This is a genomic window from Sinorhizobium garamanticum (assembly GCF_029892065.1).
Lineage (GTDB): Bacteria > Pseudomonadota > Alphaproteobacteria > Rhizobiales > Rhizobiaceae > Sinorhizobium > Sinorhizobium garamanticum.
This window is the reverse complement of the sequence record NZ_CP120374.1, coordinates 868,070-891,709: the sequence shown is the minus strand read 5'-3', so window position 1 is coordinate 891,709 and position 23,640 is coordinate 868,070. Positions and strand designations below refer to the sequence as shown.

The 23,640-nt window shown below is 62.8% G+C and carries 18 protein-coding genes; 7 read left to right on the top strand and 11 right to left on the bottom strand.

The features are described 5' to 3' along the window. Positions 1-3 precede the first annotated feature (3 nt). From PZN02_RS24115 to PZN02_RS24090, 6 genes are all read right to left on the bottom strand, one after another. A complete protein-coding gene (locus PZN02_RS24115; RefSeq protein ID WP_280663255.1) occupies positions 4-5,457 on the bottom strand; it encodes an alpha-2-macroglobulin family protein in 5,454 nt (1,817 codons plus the stop codon). Positions 5,458-5,603: 146 nt separating this feature from the next. Further along, a complete protein-coding gene (locus PZN02_RS24110) occupies positions 5,604-6,347 on the bottom strand; it encodes an aspartate/glutamate racemase family protein (protein WP_280663153.1) in 744 nt (247 codons plus the stop codon). Positions 6,348-6,352: 5 nt separating this feature from the next. Then, on the bottom strand, positions 6,353-7,174 hold the full coding sequence (locus PZN02_RS24105) for an ABC transporter permease (RefSeq protein WP_280663152.1): 822 nt from the start codon (positions 7,172-7,174) through the stop codon (positions 6,353-6,355). A gap of 1 nt (position 7,175) precedes the next feature. Further along, positions 7,176-8,084: an ABC transporter permease gene (locus PZN02_RS24100; protein WP_280663151.1), complete on the bottom strand. Its 909-nt coding sequence runs from the start codon at positions 8,082-8,084 to the stop codon at positions 7,176-7,178. A gap of 200 nt (positions 8,085-8,284) precedes the next feature. Next, positions 8,285-9,583: an ABC transporter substrate-binding protein gene (locus PZN02_RS24095; RefSeq protein WP_280663150.1), complete on the bottom strand. Its 1,299-nt coding sequence runs from the start codon at positions 9,581-9,583 to the stop codon at positions 8,285-8,287. Between the two features lie 79 nt (positions 9,584-9,662). Then, positions 9,663-10,751: an ABC transporter ATP-binding protein gene (locus tag PZN02_RS24090; protein ID WP_280663149.1), complete on the bottom strand. Its 1,089-nt coding sequence runs from the start codon at positions 10,749-10,751 to the stop codon at positions 9,663-9,665. Positions 10,752-11,006: 255 nt separating this feature from the next. Here PZN02_RS24090 and PZN02_RS24085 point away from each other — a divergent pair, with 255 nt between their 5' ends. The 5 genes from PZN02_RS24085 to PZN02_RS24065 all read left to right on the top strand — a co-directional run bounded on the left by PZN02_RS24085 (position 11,007) and on the right by PZN02_RS24065 (position 16,820). Beyond that, positions 11,007-11,714, top strand: a complete 708-nt coding sequence (locus PZN02_RS24085; protein ID WP_280663148.1) for a GntR family transcriptional regulator — start codon at positions 11,007-11,009, stop codon at positions 11,712-11,714. 123 nt (positions 11,715-11,837) lie between these two features. Further along, positions 11,838-12,563 carry a DeoR family transcriptional regulator gene (locus tag PZN02_RS24080; protein ID WP_280663147.1) on the top strand — a complete coding sequence of 242 codons (726 nt, stop codon included), beginning with the start codon at positions 11,838-11,840 and terminating at the stop codon, positions 12,561-12,563. 153 nt (positions 12,564-12,716) lie between these two features. Further along, positions 12,717-13,730, top strand: a complete 1,014-nt coding sequence (gene deoC, locus PZN02_RS24075; RefSeq protein WP_280663146.1) for a deoxyribose-phosphate aldolase — start codon at positions 12,717-12,719, stop codon at positions 13,728-13,730. Between the two features lie 5 nt (positions 13,731-13,735). Further along, on the top strand, positions 13,736-16,120 hold the full coding sequence (locus tag PZN02_RS24070) for an aldehyde dehydrogenase family protein (RefSeq protein ID WP_280663145.1): 2,385 nt from the start codon (positions 13,736-13,738) through the stop codon (positions 16,118-16,120). A gap of 244 nt (positions 16,121-16,364) precedes the next feature. Further along, the gene (locus PZN02_RS24065) at positions 16,365-16,820 is read left to right on the top strand and encodes an RbsD/FucU family protein (protein WP_280663144.1); all 456 of its coding nucleotides are present in this window, start codon (positions 16,365-16,367) and stop codon (positions 16,818-16,820) included. Between the two features lie 200 nt (positions 16,821-17,020). Here the strand turns inward: PZN02_RS24065 and PZN02_RS24060 are convergent, their stop codons facing one another. The 5 genes from PZN02_RS24060 to PZN02_RS24040 all read right to left on the bottom strand — a co-directional run bounded on the left by PZN02_RS24060 (position 17,021) and on the right by PZN02_RS24040 (position 21,219). Then, complete coding sequence (locus tag PZN02_RS24060) at positions 17,021-17,524, bottom strand: GAF domain-containing protein (protein ID WP_280663143.1); 504 nt, start codon at positions 17,522-17,524, stop codon at positions 17,021-17,023. Positions 17,525-17,653: 129 nt separating this feature from the next. Beyond that, on the bottom strand, positions 17,654-18,394 hold the full coding sequence (locus tag PZN02_RS24055; protein WP_280663142.1) for an ABC transporter ATP-binding protein: 741 nt from the start codon (positions 18,392-18,394) through the stop codon (positions 17,654-17,656). Further along, on the bottom strand, positions 18,391-19,224 hold the full coding sequence (locus PZN02_RS24050; RefSeq protein WP_280663141.1) for an ABC transporter ATP-binding protein: 834 nt from the start codon (positions 19,222-19,224) through the stop codon (positions 18,391-18,393). The genes PZN02_RS24055 and PZN02_RS24050 overlap by 4 nt, the downstream gene beginning before the upstream one ends. Next, positions 19,224-20,129, bottom strand: coding sequence for an ABC transporter permease (locus PZN02_RS24045; RefSeq protein WP_280663140.1), 906 nt, complete (start codon positions 20,127-20,129; stop codon positions 19,224-19,226). The genes PZN02_RS24050 and PZN02_RS24045 overlap by 1 nt, the downstream gene beginning before the upstream one ends. Positions 20,130-20,142: 13 nt before the next feature. After that, positions 20,143-21,219, bottom strand: coding sequence for an ABC transporter permease (locus PZN02_RS24040; RefSeq protein ID WP_425336348.1), 1,077 nt, complete (start codon positions 21,217-21,219; stop codon positions 20,143-20,145). Positions 21,220-21,340: 121 nt separating this feature from the next. Here PZN02_RS24040 and PZN02_RS24035 point away from each other — a divergent pair, with 121 nt between their 5' ends. Then, complete coding sequence (locus PZN02_RS24035; RefSeq protein ID WP_280663139.1) at positions 21,341-22,036, top strand: helix-turn-helix domain-containing protein; 696 nt, start codon at positions 21,341-21,343, stop codon at positions 22,034-22,036. Continuing rightward, positions 22,036-23,625, top strand: a complete 1,590-nt coding sequence (locus PZN02_RS24030; protein ID WP_280663253.1) for an ABC transporter substrate-binding protein — start codon at positions 22,036-22,038, stop codon at positions 23,623-23,625. Before PZN02_RS24035 ends, PZN02_RS24030 begins: the two co-directional genes overlap by 1 nt. Positions 23,626-23,640 lie beyond the last annotated feature (15 nt).

Genomic DNA, 23,640 nt, shown 5'->3' with positions numbered 1-23,640 from the left:
GTCTTACTGGGCTGCCAGCACCTCCATGCGCCCGGTCGCGGTGCGCGCCGAGAACTGCGGCCGGTACATGTCCTCGACGCTTGCGGCCGGATGGTCATAGGTGCCGGGCGTTACCGCGCGCACCACATAGGCAAGCGTGATCTCCCGGTTGTCGCCGGTCAACCGATCGAAGGCCGCCACAAAGCGGTCGCTGCGGAACTCGGTATGGGCGGCCTCCACCTCGCCGATCCATTCGAAGTTCGTGAGCTGCGCGCTGTCGACAAGGCTCGGATTGTCGATCTCGAAACCGGCCGGCAACAGATCGTTGATCAGCACGCGCGACGGCCAGTCGTTGCTTTCGGTGACCTTGAGCACGACGACATAACGCTCGTTCTGCCGCGCTTCGCTGACATTGGCCTCGGCGCCGTCGAGCGTGTAGTAGGTGCGCTCGATCGTGAAGCCATCACCGCCGGCCGACAACGGCTGAGCCGGGGCGGCAACGGTCGTCACCACGGCGGAGACCGCGTCGGCACCGTTGTTGCGAATGACGACCGGGTGCTCGATGAGGGCATCCCCGGTGATGCGAGCGGCGTAGCTCCCGGTGCGCGCCGCGCCGTTGATGTCGAGTTTCATATCCTCGTCGCCGCCCTGGATCGCGCGTGCCGCGAGCAGCATCCAGGTCTGTTCCTGCGTGCTCGTATATTGCGCCTGCTGCCACTCCCGCGCGACGATTTTGGAAAGCTCCGGAATGATCGGCGGGACGGGGCGGCTTTCGGCCGCGAGTGCCACCACAGCGGCGTCGTCGCGCAGCGACGAGCCATAGTCGGACCGGGCAAGGCTGACTTTGACGAGACCGGAACCGGTCGACATGTTCAAGGATGCCGCGAAGATATCCTGCGAGCGCGCCGCATCGCCGTAGAGCGCCAGTGCCGCGGCGATATGCGCCTTGGCGAGCGGCGTCGGGAAATCGTCGAGCATCGTGTCGGCGTAATAGCGAAGGTCGCTGATCGCGGCCTTGCGATTGCGGGCGAGCACATAGAGCGCATAGGCGATCTCGTTGCCGCGGTCCTTGACGTTGGTTTCGTAGCTCAGCGCATTCTGGAGATTCTCGAGCGCCTGCACCATCGCCTGTTCGGGCACGTCATATTTCTGCTCGCGCGCCCGCGTCAGGAAATCGCTCACATAGGCGTCGAGCCAGAGATCGCCTGAACCGGGGCTCCAGAGGCCGAAGCTGCCGGAGGAGGATTGGTAGGCGAGCACGCTGTAGATCGCTTCCTGCACGCGCTTCGTCACCTCGCCATCGTCGGCAAGGCCGGACTGTTTCGCGAGTTCGCTAAGATAGAGCAGAGGTAGGGCACGGCTCGTCGTCTGTTCCGCGCAGCCATAGGGATAGCGGTCGAGCGTCATCAAGAGTGCCGGAATATCGAAGGCGGCCGAGCGCGTGACGTTGAGGCTGACGGACGCACCCTGCAGCAAACTGTCGGCAAGCAACTGATCATCCACCGTCAGGCTGCTGCCGGCGGCGATGTTGACCACCTGCCGCTGGGTGACCGGCAAGGCGGCCGGGCGGACCGGAACGTCCAGCGCCTGCTCGATCGACAGGCCGGAGGCGTTGGAAAGTGCCACGGTGACGACCCCGTTTCCGGGATATTGGCCCGTCAGCGGCAGCGTCACGGCGGTCTTGGCGCCGGCGTCAAGATGCACGGTTTCGGCGCCGGTCTGCTCCACCGTTACGGGGCCGTTGGTCGTCACCTGCAATTGGTAGTCGCCGGCAGGTGCATCAGTGTTGGCGATGTCGAGTCTCAGTTCGGTGCGGTCTCCGGGAGCCAGGAACTTCGGCAGGCTTGCGGTCACCACGACCGGATCGCGGATCACGACGTCCTTGGCCGCATGGCCGACGCCGGATTTCGTCCAGGTAACGGCCATGACTCGCGCCGTGCCGTTGAACTGCGGGATATCGAAGCTGACCTTCGCCTCTCCGTCGGCATCGAGCTTCACCGGTCCTGAGAAGAAGGCAACCAGCTTTTCGGTCGGCGGGCTGCCCTGCAGCGGCATTTGCCCGCCGTCGCCGCCGGTGCGCAACCGGCCGGTGGCGCCGAGCGAGCCGTCGATCAAGCGTCCGTAGAGGTCGCGGATTTCGAGGCCGAGCTGCCTTTGGCCGAAGTACCAGCCGTCCGGATCGGGTGCTTCATAGCGCGTGAGGTTCAAAATGCCGACATCGACGGCGGCGATTGTGACGTAAGCGTCCTCGTTCGCGCCTGCCCCTCGCACCTTGAGGTTGATATCAAGGGGCCGGCGCGGTTGCGCCGTCTCCGGCGCATCGAGCGCGACCGCTAGCTTGCGCTCCGCCGGATCGACGGCGAGCCACTTGACGCCGATGGCTCGCATCGGCATGCGGCTTTCCTGGGCATCACCAGGCCGATAAAGCGTCGCGGTAATATAAGCGCCGGCACCCCACTCGGCGGTCACGGGCAATTCCACCTCGCCGCCCGTCTCGGCAATCGTCGCCGTCTTCGTCGTGATCAGGCTTTCCGTGCCGACCGTGATTAGCAATTCGCCAGCAAAGCGCGGTGAGACCTTGAGTCTCGCAGTCTCGCCGATCGCGTAGTTCTCCTTGTCGAGCGCGATCTCGAGCCCGTCCGGCGTTTCGGTCGAGCTTGCTTCGACATACCAGCCGGCTTCGAACTCGACGCTGGAGGCAGGACCGTCGATCGCAGCCGTCTCGATCTCGAGGCGGTAGCGACCCCAGCCGACGGGCACGGCGATCTCGGCACCGTCTGCGGTCACGTCGACGGTGCCGTTCGCCACCTGTTTCGTGGAGATGACCGGCTCGTATTTCCAGGCACTCCCGTCCCGATACCATTGGTAATTGCGTTCGACGCTGATCAGCTTCCAGAGAAGGCCCGGCATCGGTATTTTCGCGCCGTCCTCCCCGACCGCAATCACGTGGAACCGCCCGACCGAGTTTTCGGCAAGGTCGCCCGAAAATTCCGGCTTGATGCCGACCATCGGCCCTTCCGGCTTGACCGGCAGTGTCAGCGAACGCTCCACGGCGCGGCCACCGGCTTCCCGCATGCGCACGGTGACATTGGCATTGAGCAATTGTGTCGTCGAGGGAACCTCGGTCAGATCGACGTCAAAAACGGATTTGCCGTTCTCGTCCAGCGGCTCCAACGCCTCGAGCGGCAGGCGCGTGTCTTCGCTCGCCTCCTCGTCGGCAAGGCCGAAGAAGTACCCCTTGAAGGCGGCGCTCTCGCGCGTCGGCTTGATCGAGACTTCGCCATCGAGCGTCAGCCCGGCCGCGGGTGCGCCATAGAGAAAGCGGCCATCGACCGCGACCTGCACCGGCGTGCCAATAGTGATCTCCTTTGCCTCGCTCGTCAGATCGAACTCGGTGCGGTCCGGTACGAAGTCGTCGACGAGGAATTGCTTTTCGCCGATCGCGGCCCCTTTCGGATCGGCGAAGATCTGCATGGTCCAGGTGCCGCGCATTGCGTTTTCCGGAATCGGCAGGTCGAGCGTGTGGCCGCCGAGCTTGCCGCCATTGCTGACCATACGCCGGTCCTCGACGCCATCCGGGCGCAGGAACACGAAGGTGAGCGGCAAGTTCTCGATCGCCGCGCCGTTCACGTCGCGGGCAAGCGCTGCCGCATGCACCGTCTCGCCGACGCGATAGATGCCGCGTTCGGTCCAGGCGAAAAGGTCGATCGCGCCGGGCGCCGCACGGCCGGTGACACCGCGGTCGGAAAGATCGAAGCCGGCGCGAGTCATGTCGAGGAAGACGTAATCCGCCTCGCTCTTCTTCGCGGTGATGACGGCGGGCGTCATGCTCGCCGTGCCGCGCATCAGGCCGGCGGCAAATGTCGCTTTGCCCTCCGCATCGCTCGTTGCGGTGCCCAGCACTTCATTGTTCTTCGCAATGAGTTGCAGTTCGACGCCGTCGAGCGGCTTGGCGGTGGCGAGCGAACGGGCAAAGACAGTGAGCCCATCCGTGCCGGCGTAGGTCGAGATGCCGATGTCGGAGACCACGAACCACTGGGTGGCGCGGGCGTCCCAATCCTGACTGAGGCCGGTCGCCGAGACTGCCGTCAGCACGTAGACGCCGGGCTTGCGTTGAGGCAACGCTTCATCCACCGGGAAGCTGGTCACCACTTCCTTGTTGAGTTCGGTGGCGATGTCGATGCTGCCCTGCCAGACCAGTTCGCCGCTCTCGTCCTTGATGCGCTCTTCGCTGTAGCCGTCGATCTGCGTCAGGAACTGCGAGCTCGTCAGCAGCGAAGAGATGCCGCGATCACCGATGCGATAGAGCTTGAGGTTGGCGCTCTCGGTGTTGACCGAGACGATCGGAATACCGCGCCGTGCGGTCGACGGCAGCACGAAGCTGTCGCCGGTGAAGCGCACCATCGGCGAGCGATCCTTCACATAGATATCGAGGCTGACGGGCGTTTCGATGACTTCGTCGACGGAGGAGGGCAGGCCCTGTCTCAGCACAAGCTTGTAGCGCTGCCCATGGGACAGGCCCTCGACGCAGATCTCGTTGCCCTTGGCCTCGACCGCCTTGGGGGCCTTGCCGTCGAGAGTGACGAATGAGGCATAGTCCGCTCCATTCTTGACAAGCTGCTCGGAGAACTGGACGCAGGCGCGCGGGCTGGCGCTGTCGGCGTCGATCGTGTGTTCAGTGACGCGGAAACCCTGCCGCGCCCTGAGGTCGAGATAGGCCGTTTCGACCGTCTTCGCCTGCACGAGTTCGAGGCTCGCCTTGTAGGCGTTGAGCGCGGCGCGATAGTTCTCCGTGTTTTCGAGCGATTTGGCGAGAACTGCGAGCGCGTCTGCCCGGCTCTGGGTCGTGCGGGTCAGTTGATAGCCGTTGAGGGCGGCAAGCGCTGCCTGGCCGGCGATCTCAGTGTTGCCGGTGATCCGGTTGGCTGCACGCGCCGTCTCCAGCCACAATTCGCCGTCGTCCGGCGTAATCGCCAGCGCCCCGCGAAAGCCCTTCAGGGCGTTCTCGATGTTGCCCGCTGTCAACTCGCTCCGCGCTGCTTCGATCAGGCCGTTGACGCCGAAACCTTGCTGATCCTCCGTGAGCGCAAGGTTCGCCTTGACGTCACGCGCCTGCTGCCAAAGATCGTCTGAGATGAAAGAGAGGCGCGGCGGCGCGCCGATATCGGGCTCGTCGCCGCCGGTCTCGACGACCTTGCCGGCGATCGCCCCCTTGAAGGTGTTCAACTGATTGAAGTCGGCTTTCAGGAAGCACCACTTCACCTTTGGATTGTAGGTGAAAGCGCGGCAGGCCTGGTCGGCGATGCAGGCGGTCTCGCACTGCTGAAGCGAGACGTTCTGCTCGGTGCGGAGATCGAATCCGAAATAGTCGCCGTCCTGCGTGATCTCGACTGTGCGGTTCGTTTCAGCCGCGGCGGCAGGCGAGCCGAGGGAGACGAGCGTAAAAAGAAGGGTGGAAAGGCCGACAAACGCGCGCATAGACATAAGTCCTCCCCAATGCTGCCCGTCTCGATTGAGCGTCACTTTGTCAACCTTCCCGCCGGCTTGTCAATCACGCATGCGGCAAAGCGGCGGCAGATGCCACTCGAGCGGCGCTGCAACCGGAGCGATTGACGGGGCGGGGCTCAGGGGCCGGCTGATTCCGGCGCGAAGGCCTGCATCGATCCGGTATAGGGTTTTGCAAGCGGCGCGGCATAGGAGCCGCGCTTGCTGGTCGTAAGGCCCTGCGAGACGAGCGCCTCCGCTTGCTTGACCGCCGCCGAGACGCCATCGACGACCGGCACGCCGTATTCGCGCTGCAGGGTCCGCGCCAGATCGGCCATGCCGGCGCAGCCGAGAACGATCGCCTCGGCTCCGTCCTCGGCAAGCGCGAGTTCGATCTGGCGCTTAAGCTTGACGAGTGCGCCGGACGCGTTGTCCTCGAGGTCGAGCACCGGAATATCGGCGGCGCGAACCTTTGCGCGGCCACCCATGCCGTAGCGCACGACGAGGTTTTCGATGAGAACGCGGGAGCGCTCCAGCGTGGTGACGACGGTGAAGCGTTGGGCCAGAAGCGCGGCCGTTATCACGGCGGATTCGCAAAGCCCCAGCACGGGAATCTCGGCGAGGGTGCGCGCGGCCTCGAGGCCGGTGTCATCGAAACAGGCGATGATGGCGGCGTCGGCGCCGGCTACCTGTGCCGCGCGGATTTCGAGAAGCAGGCCTGGCACGGCGATTGCGCCGTCATAGTGCCCCTCGATCGAGGCCGGACCGTTCTTGGAGGTTGCCGCGACGATTTCCGTCCCATGTCCGGCGACGGCGCGCGCTGCTTGCGCAGCCTTTTCCGTCATCGAGATGGTGGTGTTCGGATTGACGATCAGAATGCGCATGGATGTCAGCTTATCTTTGCCTGCCGGCGCCTGAGCACGAGGATGATGGCGAGCGCGACGAGGATGATGGTGAAGGAGAAGAGTGTCGTGACCGTGCCGAGGGCGTAGAGCACCGGCGTCGTCACGTTGGTTGTCATGCCGTAGATTTCGAGCGGCAGCGTATTGTAGCTGCCGGACGTCATCAGCGTGCGGGCGAACTCGTCATAGGAGAGGGTAAAGCCGAAGAGACCGACGCCGATCAGGCTCGGCGCGATCATCGGCAGTACGACATGACGGAAGGTCTGCCATGGCGTTGCGCCGAGGTCGCGGGCGGCTTCCTCATAGGCGGGCGAGAAGCGGTTGAAGACCGCGAACATGATGAGGACGCCGAAGGGCAGTGTCCAGGTGAGATGCGCGCCGAAGCCTGAAGAATACCAGGCGGGCTTCAGCCCGAACTGCTGGAAGACGGCGCCGATGCCGAGCGAAATGATGATCGAGGGCACGACGAGGCTTGCGACCGTCACGTAGAAGAGCATCGTCGAACCGCGGAAGCGGTGGCGGAAGGCGAGCCCCGCCAAGAGCGCCACGACGACGTTGACGATCATGACCATAAGCCCGAGCGTGAAGGACCGGCGAAACGAGGCGCCGAAATCGCCAACAGCCTGCTTTTCGAAGAGGTTGTAGAACCAGCGCGTCGAAACCCCGTTCAGCGGAAAAGTGAGACCGCCGTCCGGCCCCTGGAAGGAGAGGATCAGGACCGCTGACAACGGTCCGTAAAGGAACAGCACGAACAGCGCAAAGAAGGCCGCCAGCACATAGAATTCCAAGGTCCGTCTTTCGTGGCTCATCTCAGAGCTCCTTGCGGATATCGACGACCCGGAGGATCGCGGCGACCATCAAAAGCACGACGATCAGCAGCACGACGGCGTTGGCGGCTGCCGCCGGATACTGCAGCAGCGACATCTGGTTCTTCATCATCAGCGCCACCGATGCGCTCTGCCCGCCGGACATGACCTGCACGGTGGAAAAATCCGCCATCACCAGCGTCACGACGAAGATCGAGCCGATTGCCATGCCGGGCTTTGCCAAAGGCAGAATGACGTTCCAGAGGATCTGCCAACCAGTCGCGCCGCAGTCGCGCGCGGCTTCGATCAGCGAGCGGTCGATGCGCATCAGCGTGTTGAAGATCGGCGTCACCATGAACAGCGTGTTGAGATGCACCATGGCGAGAACGACGGCGAAATCGGAATAGAGCAGCCATTCGATCGGCTCAGGGATGATGCCGAGTTCGATCAGTGTCGAGTTGACGAGGCCGTTGCGACCGAGAACCGGGATCCAGGAGATCATACGGATGATGTTGGAGGTGAGGAACGGCACGGTGCAGACGAGGAAAAGCACCATCTGCATCGTCGTCGTGCGGATGTGGAAGGCGAGGAAATAGGCGACCCAGAAGCCGATCACGAGCGTCAGCGCCCAGGTGATCGCGGTGAATTTCAGCGTGTTGAGATAGGTCTTCCACGTCACCCACGAGCCGAGAGTGTCGGTGTAGTTCATTGTCAGGAAATCGGGGTAGAGGCCCGCGAAGTCGTAGTCCCAGAAACTGACGACGAAGATGGTCAGGATCGGCAGGATGAAGAAGAAGCCGAGGATCAGGAGGAGGGGTGTCGCTTGGAGATAAGCGATCAGCCATTGTGGTGCGGCGAGGGAGCGTGGTGCCTTGCTCGCCTTGATCTCGCCTGAGGTTGTGATGGCTGTCATACTCAATCCTCTTCCAATCTTGGCTTGGAGACTGCCCCTCATCCGCCTGCCGGTCCCTTCTCCCCGCTCGCGGGGAGAAGGGACTTGCGGCGGCCTCCTTGTCCCTCGCCCCCGAGGAGAGACATGGCGGCGCGCCCGTCCCTTCTCCCCGCGAGCGGGGAGAAGGCTAAGGTGAGAGGCAAATCTCTTAAGCGTAATCCTTACGCCGCGATGAACTCGTTCCAGCGGCGAACCATGTAGCGGTCCTCGTCCATCACGGAGTTCCAGCACGCGACCTTGCCCATGCGTTCCTCGAACGAGCCGCCGTCGCGGACGGCGCCGGCCTTTTCCATGACCTTGCCCTCTGGAGAGAGGATGTCGCCCTTTGCCGGCTTGCCCTCGACCCAGAAGCCCCACTCGTCCTCGGACATATGCGCTTTTGCCGTCTCCATGGCGGCGGAATAGTAACCCTGGCGGTTGAGATAGGCGCCGACCCAGCCGGAGAGATACCAATTGATGTATTCATAGGCCGCATCGAGCTGCGCGCCCTGCAAGTGGGCGGCGAGGCCGAGGCCGCCGCCCCAGGCGCGATAGCCCTCCTTCAGCGGCTGGTACTTGCAGGCAATCCCCTTCGAGCGGACGGCGGCGACCGCCGGCGACCACATGGACTGGATGACGACCTCGCCCGAGGCCATCAGGTTGACGCTCTCGTCGAAGGACTTCCAGAAGGCGCGGAATTGGCCGTCCTGCTTGGCCTTGATGAGGAAATCGATCGTTTGGTCGATCTCGTCCGTCGTCATGTTGCCCTTGTCGGCATATTTGATCTTGCCCATCGCCTCCATGATCATCGCGGCATCCATGATGCCGATCGACGGGATGTTGAGGATCGCCGCCTTACCTTTGAAGGCCGGATCCATGATGTCGGCCCAGGTGGTGATCTCGCGGCCGACGAGGTCCGGACGGATGCCGAGCGTGTCGGCATTGTAGATGGTCGGGATGAGGGTCATCCACTGCGTCGGCTCCTTGACGAAGGTCTTGGAGTCCTGCGCTTCGACGAAGCCGACCGTGTGCGGCGCGGTGCCCTGGGCTATCACGCTGTCGGGCTTAAGCTTGCCGTTGATAAAGAGCGGCACGATCTTGTCGTAATACTTGATCTTCGAGACATCCATCGGCTGCATGACGCCGCTCGGGTAGACCTTCTTGGCGATCCAGTATTCGATATCGGCGATGTCGTAGGAGTCCGGCTGGGTGACGGCGCGCTGGGCGGCGGCGTCGGAGTCGGTCGCCGTCATTTCGAGCGTGATGCCGAGGTCCTGTTTGCACTTCTCGGCGATCGCGTTGATGTTCGAAACGCCGGTGCCGAACTGGCGGAGCGTGATCGGGTTCTGCGCCCAGATGGTCGGGAAGCCGGTGATGGCGCCGGATCCGGCGATGGCGCCGACGGCGGCAGCGCCCGTCTTAAGCAGCGAGCGACGGGAGATACCCTTTTGAGCTTTCAGTGAATTGGCTTCGGTTGTCATGCGCAGTTCCCCTTCTTGGTGGTTGGTGGTTGGTTTTGAGCAAGACGCGGGCGAAACGCTTCGCAGCTTTCTCGTCCCGCTATGCTGAAAGACGGCCGAGAGGGATCACGTCCTCCAAGGCCCAGCTCAAGGACACCGCATCGCCGACGGATACCGGTTTCTTGAAATAGTCCGCGTCGGAGACGATCACGGTGAAGTCGTCGCTACCGGCGCCGAGCACGGTGATCTTCACGGAAGCGCCGCGATATTCGACATTCGAGACGACGCCTTGGAAGCCGAGCGACTTTTCCGAGGCCGGCTGGAGACGCACGCGGTCGGTGCGGATGCCGATGTCAATCGGCTTGCCCACCTCCTGCGCGATATCGCGCACTTTGAAGATCTGGCCCTCAGGCACCTCAAGCGTCACGATGCCGTCTTCGATCTTCGTTACCCGGCCCGAAAGCACGTTATGGTCGCCCATGAAGCGGGCGACGAAGGCGGTCGCCGGCTTCTCGAAGACGGTCCGTGGCTTGGCCGCCTGCTCGATCCGGCCGTTGTTCATGATGACGATCAGGTCGGCGAGCGCCATCGCTTCTTCCTGGCTGTGGGTCACGTGCACGAAGGTGATGCCGAGCGTCTTTTGCAGCTTCTTCAGTTCCGCCCGCATCCGAATCTTCAGGAAGGGATCGAGCGCGGAAAGCGGTTCGTCGAGCAGTAGCGCCTCCGGATCGGTGATCAGCGCCCGGGCAAGCGCCACGCGCTGTTGCTGGCCGCCGGAAAGCTGCGCCGGGCGGCGCGTCGCGTAGGCCTCCATCTGCATCAGCTTGAGCATTTCCAGCGCCTTCGCCCGGCGCTCGTCCTTCTCGACGCCCTTCATCTTCAGGCTGAAGGCGACGTTGTCGACGAGATCGAGATGCGGGAACAGCGCATAGGACTGGAACATCATCGCCGTGCCGCGTTTGGCCGGCGGAAAATCCGTGACCACGGAGTTGCCGAGGCGAATGTCGCCGGACGAAATGCTCTCGTGACCGGCAATCATGCGCAGCGTCGATGTCTTGCCGCAGCCGGAAGGTCCGAGGAAGCAACAATAACTGCCGGCTGGAATCTTCAGGCTGATGGCATGGACGGCGGTGGTCGCGCCGTAGACCTTGGAAACGGAAGCGATATCGATCTCTGCTGCTTTGGACATGCCCGATTTTTCTCCTTGCGAAAAGGAGAGAAGCATCCAGCGTGCCAGTTCGCTAAAGGCCTGATTTCATGGCCACGTTTTCGGATGCCGCGATCCGCCGGCAGCTTTGGCCTGATCGGTTGCACATTTTATAGGCGGTTGTCGCCAATAACTGAGGCAATTGTATACAATATCAAAAATATTTGTGTGCGAATGGCTGTTAACTTCCCGCTTTTGTCACGCTACAGTGTCTGCATTGTCCGGATTCCCAGCCTCATGACCTCATCAAACCTCGCCGCTTCCGAAAACGCCATCGAAATCGGTGCCTCCCATATCCGCGACTCGATCCGTGACGCTATCGTCGAGCGGCGCCTCGCGCCTGGGACAAAGCTATCAGAAAACGATGTCGGCGGCCTATTCAACGTCAGCCGCACGGTCGTGCGCGCCGCCCTCCAGGCGCTTTCCTATGAAGGGCTCGTCACGGTCGAGAAGAATCGCGGCGCCTTCGTCGCCTATCCCTCGGTCGCCGAGGCGCAGCAGATATTCGCGACGCGCCGGCTTATCGAGCCGGGCCTTTTACGCGAGGCGGCCCGTCATCTGGAGAAGCGACATATCAAGGAGTTGCGTGCGCTGCTTGCCGAAGAGGAGCGGCTGACGAGTGAGCGTGGCCCGTCGGCACGCCGGGCTGAGATCAAGGCTTCCGGTGACGTTCACCTGGCACTCGCGGCGATCACTGGAAATGCCATTCTCCAGCGTTTCATGGACGAACTCGTTGCGCGTTCCTCGCTGGTGATTGCGCTTTACGGCCAGTCCGTGGTCTCAAGTTGTGGTCATGCCGAGCATCATCAGATCATCGACGCGTTGGAGAACGGAGATGTCGAAGCTGCCTGCAGGCTGATGCTCGAACATATCGATCACATCGAGGCCGACCTCGATCTCCGAGCGAAGAAAAGCGGTGATCTGAAGGACGTTCTGCGCCTCTAGGATCCGCGTTCAAGTGAGCCGGTTGTGAGGCCGCTTGCCCGCGGGATTGCTTCTGTGATAATTCTCACAAATATTGCTTCGAGCGGCTTCCGCTGACATGCTGGATTGCGAAATCGGGGATCGATGGCCAACCGCAAGTCGACACGTATCTCGACCTTGACCGACGCGCTTTCGGCGCGGCGGGTGCTGCATCTGAAAGAGGCCGCCGCACTGCTTGGCGTATCGGAAATGACGGTGCGCCGCGACATTGCCGACAATCCTGGGCTTTTCGGCTATCTCGGGGGGCACATCGTTCCCGCGGCCGATATCGAGAGCGACATGCCCTATGAACTTGCGCGCGCGGCCGACAGCCACGCCGCCGCCAAGCGCGAGGCCTGCGTCCACGCCGCACGATATATTCGTCCCGATGAGACGATCTTCATCGATTGCGGTACGACGCTTGAATATCTTGTCGATCTGATTCCGGAAAATTATGCAATAACCGCAGTCTGTTATTCGTTGAATGCGGCCGACCGCCTGACCCGGAAACCCAATGTGCGGATCGTCATGCTGGGTGGGCTTTATCATCCGTCGTCGGCATCCTTCTCAGGCGATTCCGGCCTGGAGACGCTTGATCGGCTTGGCATCAACGTCGCGTTTCTCTCTGCCGCCGGGATCGACCAACAGCGAGGTGCGACCTGCGTCCATTTCCACGAGGTACCGATCAAGCAGAAGGTGATCTCGCTCGCCCGAGAAAATTACCTCGTCGTCGATCGCAGCAAGATCGGCAAGCTGAAGCCGGCCTTTTTCGCGCCAACGGGCGCCTTTCGGGCGATCATCACGGAAGACGGCGAGACGGCGGTCGCATAGGGCGTTTCGCGGACGCGGCTCTTTGCTTGACAGATGGAATGTTTGGTGAAATTTTAACATAAATAGATAGAAAGATAACAATATCGCCAAGGCGGACAAAAGCTGCGAAGATGCGCGCTCAAGGGCGACATCGGCGATACGAGGAGTAGTCGTTTGGAAGACCTTGCTGTGAAGAGCACGGCGGCGGCATCCGCTGCGACCGCCGGCGTCGGTCACAATTGGCCGCGCAACGATGGCATCGAGCTCGACCGTTCCTGGGTGGTCGATCAGCGCGTCAATCTGTCGGCGGCCGAGCGGCGCGTTGCGACGCTGCCGGGGCGGCGTACCGTCAAGAAGGACGCCCAGGCCGCCTGGTTGCTCAAGGCCGTGACCTGCATCGATCTCACCACGCTCAATGGCGACGACACGACGGAGCGCGTCAAGCGGCTCTGCGCCAAGGCGCGCCAGCCGGTCCGTCAGGACATTCTCGAGGCGCTCGGCATGGGCAATCGCGGCATCACGACCGGTGCGGTCTGCGTCTATCATCGCTTCGTTTCGACGGCCGTCGAGGCGCTCGATGGCTCCGGTATCCCTGTCGCCGCCGTCTCCACCGGCTTTCCGGCGGGTCTCGTGCCGCATGACGTAAAACTGAAGGAAATCGAGGCCTCGGTCGCCGATGGCGCGCGTGAGATCGATATCGTCATCACGCGCGAGCATGTGCTGACCGGCAATTGGCAGGCGCTTTACGACGAAATGCGCGATTTCCGCGCGGCTTGCGGCGACGCCCATGTCAAGGCGATCCTGGCGACCGGCGATCTCAAGACGCTGCGCAATGTCGCGCGCGCATCGCTGGTCTGCATGATGGCCGGCGCCGACTTCATCAAGACCTCGACCGGCAAGGAGGGTGTCAACGCGACGCTGCTCGTGACGCTCGTCATGCTCAGGATGATCCGCGCCTATCAGGAGCGTACGGGCCTCAAAGTGGGTTACAAGCCGGCCGGCGGCATCTCGGCGGCCAAGGACGTGCTGAACTATCAGTTCCTCATGAAGGACGAGCTCGGCCGTGGATGGCTGGAGCCGGACCTCTTCCGCGTAGGGGCGTCGAGCTTGCTTGCCGATATCGAGCGCCAGCTCGAACACCACGTCAGCGGCGCCTACTCGGCCCTCAACAGACACCCGATAGGATAATCCCGATGACCGTCGCTAGGTATTTTGACGAAATGTCCTATGGTCCCGCACCCGAGGCCGACACCGAAGCACGCGAATGGCTCGCACGCCACAAGGGCGAGTTCGGTCACTTCATCAATGGCGCCTTCGTCGCGTCAGCGTCTGGAAAGACGTTCGATACATACGAGCCTGCGACCGGCGCCTTGCTCGCCAAGATCGCGCTCGGTGGACGCGAAGACGTCAACAGCGCGGTTGCCGCCGCCCGCAAGGCGCAGAGCGCATGGGCAAAGTTGCCCGGCCATGCGCGTGCGCGTCACCTTTATGCACTGGCACGCATGATCCAGCGCCACGCGCGTCTGATCGCAGTGGTCGAAGCGATCGACAACGGCAAGCCGATCCGCGAGACGCGCGACATCGACATCCCGCTGGCCGCCCGTCACTTCTACCACCATGCCGGCTGGGCGCAGCTCCAGGAGACCGAGTTCGCCGATCAGGTGTCGGTCGGCGTCGTCGGCCAGGTCATCCCGTGGAACTTCCCCTTCCTGATGCTGGCCTGGAAGGTCGCGCCGGCGCTGGCACTCGGCAACACCGTGATCTTGAAGCCGGCCGAATTCACGCCGTTGACGGCGCTTCTCTTCGCCGACCTTGCCGCCGCGGCCGGGCTGCCGCCAGGCGTCCTGAATGTGGTGACGGGCGAGGGCGAAACCGGCGCGCTGATCGTCGAGCATGAGGATATCGACAAGATCGCCTTTACCGGTTCGACCGAGGTTGGCCGCCTCATCCGCGAGAAGACCGCCGGAACCGGCAAGTCGCTGACGCTCGAGCTCGGCGGCAAGTCGCCCTTCATTATCTTCGACGATGCCGATATCGATGGCGCGGTCGAAGGCGTGGTCGATGCCATCTGGTTCAACCAGGGCCAGGTCTGCTGCGCCGGTTCGCGCCTGCTCGTCCAGGAGGGCGTGGCACCATTGTTTTATGAGCGGCTGAAACGACGCATGGCGACCCTGCGCGTCGGTCATCCGCTGGACAAGGCGATCGACATGGCGGCAATCGTCGCGCCGGTGCAGTTGCAGCGGATCGAAAGCCTAGTCGCCCAGGGTGTGACCGAGGGCGCGTCGCTGCATCAGCCCAAAATCGAGCTGCCGAAAGGCGGCAGCTTCTATCCGCCGACGCTGCTCACCAATGTCCAGCCGACCTCCATCGTGGCCACCGAGGAGATCTTCGGGCCGGTGGCGGTTTCGATGACCTTCCGCACGTCGGAAGAGGCGATCCAGCTCGCCAATCATTCGCGCTACGGCCTTGCCGCCAGCGTCTGGAGTGAAACGATCGGGCTCGCTTTGCATGTTGCCGCGAAGCTTGCGGCCGGCGTCGTCTGGGTCAATGCCACGAATCTCTTCGACGCGGCGGCCGGCTTCGGCGGAAAACGCGAGTCCGGCTTCGGCCGTGAAGGCGGGCGCGAGGGCTGCTATGAATATCTGAAGCCGAAGGCCTGGACCGGGCGCAAGCTCCGGTCCGCCCCGGCCGAGCCGGCCCTGAAAGCGGCCGCGGGCGACTTCTCCGTGCCGGTGCTCGACCGCACCGCAAAGCTCTTCATCGGCGGCAAGCAGGCGCGGCCGGATGGAAACTATTCGCGGCCGGTGCTTTCCTCCAAGGGTAAGGTGATCGGCGAGGTCGGCGAAGGCAACCGCAAGGATATCCGCAACGCCGTCGTCGCGGCGCAGGCCGCATCGGCCTGGTCTTCCGCAACGACGCATAACCGGGCACAGATCCTCTATTACATCGCCGAAAACTTGAGCGGCCGCGCGGTGGAATTCGCCGATCGCATCTCAGCCATGACCGGTGCCACAGCAGCCGGTGCCAGGGCCGAGGTCGACGCTGCGATCGCGCGTCTCTTCACCTATGGTGCCTGGGCGGACAAGTACGAGGGCGTCGTGCACCAGCCGCCTTTCCGCGGCGTCGCGCTGGCGATGCCGGAGCCTCAGGGTGTCGTTGGCGTCATCTGCCCGCCCGAAGCGCCGCTGCTTGGCTTCATCAGCCTCGTCGCGCCGCTGATCGCCGTCGGCAACCGCGTCGTTGCCGTTCCGAGCGAACAGCATCCGCTGGCGGCAACGGATTTCTATTCCGTGCTCGAAACATCGGATGTGCCGGCCGGCGTTATCAATATCGTCACCGGATCGGCGATCGAGCTCGCCAAGACACTTGCTGCCCACAACGACGTCGATGCACTTTGGGCCTTCGGGACGCCGGAACTCTCGACGCTGGTCGAGAAGCTCTCCGTCGGCAACCTCAAGCGAACCTTTGTCGACTACGGCAAAGCGATCGACTGGATGGACCGGACGGCTGCCGAAGGCCCGGCTTTCCTGCGCCGCGCCGTCGACGTCAAGAACATCTGGATTCCCTACGGCGAGTAGGGGATCAGGCATCCTTCGGGCGGGGAACGCGGCCTAAAGAGCGGGGAAATCCGAACAACCTGTTGACGACCGACGCTGGAATCGGCCTGATGCGGCCGTGCGCCGCCGGAAGTCCGGCATCAGGCGCGCGCAGCGCCGCGCGTTCGATCGGATGCGCAAAGTTGCTGCAGCACGTTGAATTGCAGGATGATTCTGTCGTTAGATCCGTTTCGATCTCAAGGAATCATGCAGGGGGAGGACAGGAATGCTCAAGAATATCGACCCGACTCTCAACGCCGACGTGTTGCACGCGCTGCGCTCTATGGGTCACGGCGACACGCTGGTCATCTCGGACACCAATTTCCCGTCCGACGCGATCGCGCGGCAGACGACGCTCGGAAAATTGCTGCACATCGACAATGTCTCCGCCGCGCGCGCCGTGAAGGCGGTTCTGTCGGTATTGCCGCTCGACACACCGCTGCAGCCCTCGGCCGGGCGCATGGAAGTTATGGGCGCGCCAGACGAGCTTCCGGCAGTGCAGCGGGAGGTTCAGGCCGAAATCGATCGCGCCGAGGGCAAGCCGGCACCGATGTACGGCATCGAGCGCTTCGCCTTCTACGAGGAGGCGAAGAAAGCCTATTGCGTCATCACCACGGGCGAGACGCGTTTCTACGGCTGCTTCCTCTTCACCAAGGGGGTCATTCCGCCGGAATCCGCCTGACGCGTCGGCGCGACAATAATCCGGACGACCGAGGCAGAGGGGTCGCGACTAAAGCGCGTCGCGCTCAATCGGACTGATGCGACGCGCTTTAGTTCTTGTTTTTATGCGTGTCGTTGTCCCAAAACCGCTGCACACTTTTGGGCGACATGCATTAAACGCGCCGCGAGCCGATCAAGGTCTGGTGAGCGACCGACCGCTCCTTACTTCGCGGCGTTCCGCGCGGCTACGAGGAATGCGAGCTTCGCCGGCATCTCGATGAGCTTCGAGAGCGCGACCCTTTCCGGCGTGTAGTGATGCTCGACGTCCAGACAGTTGACGGTGCCGAGCAGTTCGCCGCCGACGACGACGGGAATGTTCACGACCGATCCGCAGCCGAGTGCGGCGATCGTCTCGTAGTCGCCGAAGACCGTGGAAATGTCGGCGATCGTATTAGCGACGAAGGTCTCGCGTGCCTTGTGGACCGTGTCGAACCAGCGATCGTAATGGATCGGCTTGGTACCGGAGACCGGATACTCGCCCGGATGCGAAGTATAGGCGCGGCGCACCAGCTCGTTCGCCATGTCCACCGTCATGATCGTGAAAAGCTTGGCGCCGATCAGCTTTCGGCTAAGCGTCTGCAGCGCGCGATAAGGCGCATCCGCGCCGGTGTCGTTGGCAATGGTCGCGTCGAATTCCGCCAGGGCGGCGATATGCTCGGTATTCATCCTGTGTCCTTGGGAGGATTTGTGTGAGGAGGGTTGGAGCAATTCCAGGAAAAGCGTGTTTCCGTCCGGAAATTGCGTGGTTTCAAAAAATTAGGTCATTTCACTGTCTCAATGAAACGATGAAATGATCTAGGTGGCGTGTGCGGCGCTGATCTGCATCAACTCGCGCGAATAGGGCTCCTTGAGGTCACCTCGCTTCAACTCGTCGACGCCGGCCACTTCGACGATGCGGCCGTGGCGCATGACGGCCAGACGGTCGCAGAGGAAGGAGACGACCGGCAGATTGTGGGTGACCATCAGGAAGGTGAGGTTCTGCTCACGGCGCAGACGCTTGAGCAGGTTGAGGATTTCCGCCTGCACCGAAACATCGAGAGCCGAGGTCGGCTCGTCGAGCAGCAGGAGTTTCGGCTTCAGCATCAGCGCACGGGCAATTGCCACGCGCTGGCGCTGGCCACCGGAAAGCTGGTGCGGAAAGCGGAACCGGAATTTCCGGTCGAGTCCGACGGACGCCATGACCTCCTCGACACGGGCGCTCCGGTTGCCGATACCGTGGATCGTCAGTGCCTCGCAAAGCGTCGCGTCGACGGTCTTGCGCGGATGCAATGAGCCATATGGATCCTGGAACACCATCTGGCAGACTCGCGAGAAGTCGCGGTCGACGCCGTGGCTACGCGCTTTGCCGAGAACGCGGATCTCGCCGGTCCATTGAGGCGCGAGCCCGGCGATCGCCTTCAAGACTGTGGACTTGCCCGAGCCGCTTTCGCCGACGAGCGCGAAGCTTTCACCCTCGGCGATGTCGAGGCTCACCTTGTGGGTGATCTGCGTATCGCCGTAGGAGATGTCGAGGTCTTTGAGAGAGAGCGCTGTCATGCTTTGGCCCAGGCGCTGCGGTCGAGCACGGGCAGCTCGTCCCTTGTTTCATCGAGGCGCGGGATGGAGGCGATGAGGCCGCGTGTATAAGGGTGGATGGCGTTCATCAATTCGCCGGCCTTGCATTCTTCGACCACTTCTCCGCTATTCATCACCAGGATCCGGTCGCAATAACTCGAGACGAGATTGAGGTCGTGGCTGATGAGGATCAGCCCCATGCCCTTGCGCCTGACGAGTTCGTCGATGATGTCGAGCACCTGTGCCTGGACCGAGACGTCGAGTGCCGAGGTCGGCTCGTCGGCAATGAGCAGGTCCGGCTCCGGAATGAGCATCATCGCGATCATCACCCGCTGCCCCATGCCGCCGGAAACCTCGTGCGGATAAAGCCGAGCGACGCGTTCCGGGTCAGTGATGCGCACCGATTCAAGCATGGTGTGAACGCGGGCGTTCACTTCCCGTCGTGGTAGGCGTTTGTGCGTCAGCAGCGCCTCGGCGATCTGCTCGCCGATGGTCATCACCGGATTGAGCGAGAATTTCGGATCCTGCATCACCATCGAGATGCGAGCGCCGCGGATGGCGCGCATCTGCTTCTCCGAGCGGGTGCTGAGATCGATACCGTCGAAGGCGAGCTTGTCCGCGGTCACGCAGCCTGGCGCGCGCACGAGCTTCAGGATCGAGCGGCCGGTCATCGATTTGCCGGAGCCGCTTTCGCCGACGATGCCGAGACGCTCGCGGCCAAGCGTGAGGGAGACGCCGCGCACGACGTCAATATCGCCGCGTGCCGTCGGGAAGGTGACGCGCAGGTTTTCGATTTCGAGGAGCGGTCTCATCAGCGTTGCTCTGCGCTCTTGGGGTCGAGCACGTCGCGAAGACCGTCGCCGAGGAAGCAGAAGCCGAGGCTGACGAGGATGATCGCGAAGCCCGGCATCGTGGCGACCCACCATTGATCGAGAATGAAGGAGCGTCCGCGCGAGATCATCGCGCCCCATTCCGGTAGCGGAGGCTGGGCGCCGAGACCGATGAAGCCGAGGCCGGCCGCCGTCAGAATAATGCCGGCCATGTCGAGGGTGACGCGGACGATCATCGACGAGGTGCAAAGCGGCAGCACATGGCCGAGATTGACCCTGAGGCTCGACGCGCCGAGCAGACGCACGGCGGCAATGAACTCGGAATTCTTGAACGTTAGCGTTTCGGCCCGCGCGACGCGGGCATAGCCGGGCCAGGAGGTGATCGCAATCGCGATAATGGCGTTCTCGATCCCTGGTCCGAGCGCTGCGACAAAGGCGAGCGCCAGGATCAGTTTCGGTAACGACAGGAAGATGTCGGTGATGCCCATCAGGATGCGATCGATCCAGCCGCCGAAATAGCCGGAGACGACGCCGATGACGAGGCCCGCCGGCGCCGCGAGGACGGCGACGAGCGCGACGATCACCAGCGTGATGCGGGCGCCGTAGACGACGCGCGACCAGATATCGCGCCCAAGTTCATCCGTGCCCATCCAGTGTGCGGCGCTCGGCGGCAGCAGCCGTTCGGCAAGCGCCTGGCGCAGCGGATCGTGCGTCGCGAGCCACGGCGCAAAAAGTGCTGCGAGGATCAGGGCGGCGACGATGATCGCCCCGATCACTGCCAACGGATTGTGCATCAGCGCGCCGAGGACTCGATAAAGCCGGCCAAGCCGAGCCTGCATCGGGGAAGCGGGGCTGTCGTCGATCAGCCAGTCGCGAAGCGTTGCCATGTCCCACACCTCCCTAGCGCGCACGCGGATCGAGCACGCGATAGAGCACGTCCGAAATCTTGTTGATGCCGATGAAGACCGCGCCGACAACGAGGGTGGAGCCGAGCACGGCGGACATGTCGGCGTTGAGCAGCGCCACGGTCAGATAGTTGCCGATGCCGGGCCAGGAGAAGATCGTTTCGATCATCACCGAGCCTTCGAGGAGGCCCGCATAGGAAAGCCCGATGACGGTGATCAGCGGCACGCGGATCGGCCGGAACGCATGGCGCCAGATGACCAACCGCTCCGGCACGCCCTTGACCCGGGCGGTCGTGACATATTCCTGGCTCAGCTGGTCGAGCATGAACGAGCGCGTCATGCGGGCGATATAGGCCAACGCGAAGAATCCGAGGCAGGACGCCGGCAATATCAGGTGCCAGACGGCGTTGCCGAAGACCTCCCAATCGCCGGCGATGATGCTGTCGATCAGCAGCAGACCGGTCACCGGCGGCACGATACCGTCGAGAAAGATCTCGATGCGGCCGGGCCCTCCGACCCAGTTGAGCCGGGCATAGAACACCGCGAGCCCGACAAGGCCGAGCCAGAAGGCGGGAACGGAATAGCCGAGCAGGCCGACGACGCGGATTGCCTGGTCGAGCCAGGAGCCACGCCGGCTTGCGGCAATGACGCCGAGGGGGACACCGAGCAGGACGCCGATGATGATGCCGAGCGTTGCCATCTCCAGCGTCGCCGGGAAGACACGGGCAAGATCCTCGAGAACCGGCCGGCCGGTGGAAACCGACGTGCCGAAATTGCCGGTCAGCACGTCGCCGACATAGCTGACAAACTGTGTCGTCAAGGGGCGATCGAGGCCCATTTCCACGCGCACCCGCTCATAAACGGCGGCGGGCGCGCGGTCGCCGACGACTGCGAGCACCGGATCGATCGGCACGATCCGGCCGATGAAAAAGGTGATGGCGAGAAGGCCGAGGAACGTTACGGCCAGTGTGACGAGAAAACCGGCAGCAGCGATAAGCCTGCGATGGCCCGAGACGCTCGCGCCACGGCGGCGCGCCGGTCCGGCGACGGTGGTCGTGCTGTCATCTGCCAAGTGGCGGCTCCATCCCTCATAACCCTGCGTTTGGGCCACGCCCATAGCGCAAGAATTCGCTTGGAGTATATAAACAAATTTGCTTAGATCAAAAAAATTTTACTGACGAGGGGAGTCGGTCGTGACCGTATCGGACGATGCACGTGCCGCACAGGGAAGCGCAAATTCCGGGCCGCAGCCGAGGGTCGGCGCGCTGGTGCGTGCGCGCCGGCGGCAGTTGCACATGACGCTCCAGGAATTGAGCGACGCGGCTGGTGTTTCGGTCGGCTATCTCAGCCAGGTCGAACGGGATCTCGCCATGCCCTCGCTCGGCACGCTCGCCCAGATCGCACGCGGCCTCGACACCGAGATCAGCCATTTCATCCTCGCCCCGGCAATCGACACCGGTCTTTCGCGCGCTGAAGATCGAATGGTCTTTTCCGTCGGTGGCTCGCCGGTCGCCTACGAGCGCATCGGCGCCGATTTTGCCGGCAACCAGCTTTCGAGCTTCGTCATCACGATCCCGCCGGGCCATCGGTCGGAAGTGTTCAGCCATGAAGGGGAGGAGATCGTCTTCGTTCTCGATGGCGAGATCCTCTTCGGCCTCGATGGCGAACAGACGACGCTGACGAACGGCGACGGGCTGCATTTCAGGGGAATCCAGCCGCATTACTGGTGGAACAGGACCGACAAGGCCGCGCGCATCCTCTGGACCGGAACGCTGCCGCTCTTTCGGCCGCGAACCGCCGCATCGAAAGAAGCAGGCCGTGCCGAGACCAAGGGAACACCGGCACGACCCGCAAAAACCAAGTCTCATCGAAAACAGGAGAAGCGATGATGAAAATCTTTAAGGCCGCGGTGTTTGCGGCATCACTGGCGCTCAGCGTTTCGCCGGCAGCATTGGCCGAAACGCCGGCGGATGTCCTCGTCGTCGCCCAGAACATCGACGACATCGTCAGCATCGATCCGGCCGAGGCCTATGAGTTCTCGTCGGGCGAATATGTCACGCAAACCTATGACCGCCTGGTGCAGTACGACGCTCCCAACGTTAAAAAGCTCGCGCCCGGCCTCGCCAGCGAGTGGACAGCGGACGACGCTGCAAAAACGATCACCTTCACCTTGCGTGACGGCGTGACCTTCTCGTCCGGCAATCCTCTGCGCGCGGAAGACGTGGTCTACTCGTTCAAGCGCGTTGTGGCCCTCAACAAGGCGCCAGCCTTCATCCTGACACAGCTTGGCTGGACGCCGGAAAACATCGAGAAGATGGTGACCGCCGACGGCAACAAGGTTGTCGTCAAATACGAGGGCGACTTCTCGTCCGCCTTCGTGCTCAACGTTCTGGCCGCCCGCCCGGCATCGGTCGTCGATGCCGAGACGGTCAAGGCGAACGAAGAGAACGGCGACTTCGGCAATGCCTGGCTCAAGGCCAATTCCGCCGGAACCGGGCCCTTCGTACTGCGCGCCTTCCGCGCCGGCGAACTCCTGAACCTCCAGAGCAACCCGAACTATTTCGGCGGCGCCCCCGCGATCAAAGGCGTGATCATTCGCCATGTGGCGGAAGCGGCGACCCAGCAGCTTCTGCTCGAGACCGGCGACGTCGACATGGCGAAGAATCTGACGCCCGATCAGGTCGCCGGCATCACCGGCAACGAAAACATGAAGGTCGAGTCCTATCCGCAGGCGGCCGTTCACTTCCTCTCCTTCAACCAGAAGACCACCGCCCTGCAGCCGGAAGCCGTCTGGGAGGCAGCACGCTATCTTGTCGACTACAAGGGCATGACCGACAGCTTCCTCAAGGGACAGATGGAAGTACACCAGGCCTTCTGGCCGAAAGGCTTCCCCGGCTCGCTCGACGAGACGCCCTATGGCTACGACGTTGAAAAGGCGAAGAAGATCCTTGCCGACGCCGGCATCAAGACGCCGATCAAGGTGACGCTCGACGTCATCAACTCGACGCCCTTTACCGACATGGCGCAGTCGCTGCAGGCCTCCTTCGCTGAAGCGGGCATCAATTTCGAGATCATTCCGGGAACAGGGAGCCAGGTGATCACCAAGTATCGGGCCCGCACCCATGAAGCGATGCTGCTCTATTGGGGCCCCGATTTCATGGATCCCGATTCAAATGCTGCTGCCTTTGCCTTCAACGAGGACAACTCCGACGATCACTACCAGTCGACGACGACCTGGCGGAACTCCTGGGCAGTTCCAGCCGAACTCAACGCGGCCACCAAGGCGGCCAAGGCTGAGGCCGACCCCGCCAAGCGGAACGCGATGTATGTCGACCTGCAGAAGAAAGTACAGGAGAAGTCGCCGATCGTGATCATGTTCCAGGCGGCGACCCAAGTCGCGATGAAGACCAATGTAGCTGGCTACGTCAACGGCGCCACTTCCGACTTCGTCTTCTACCGCCTGGTGAAGAAGAACTAAGCGACGGGCGCGGAT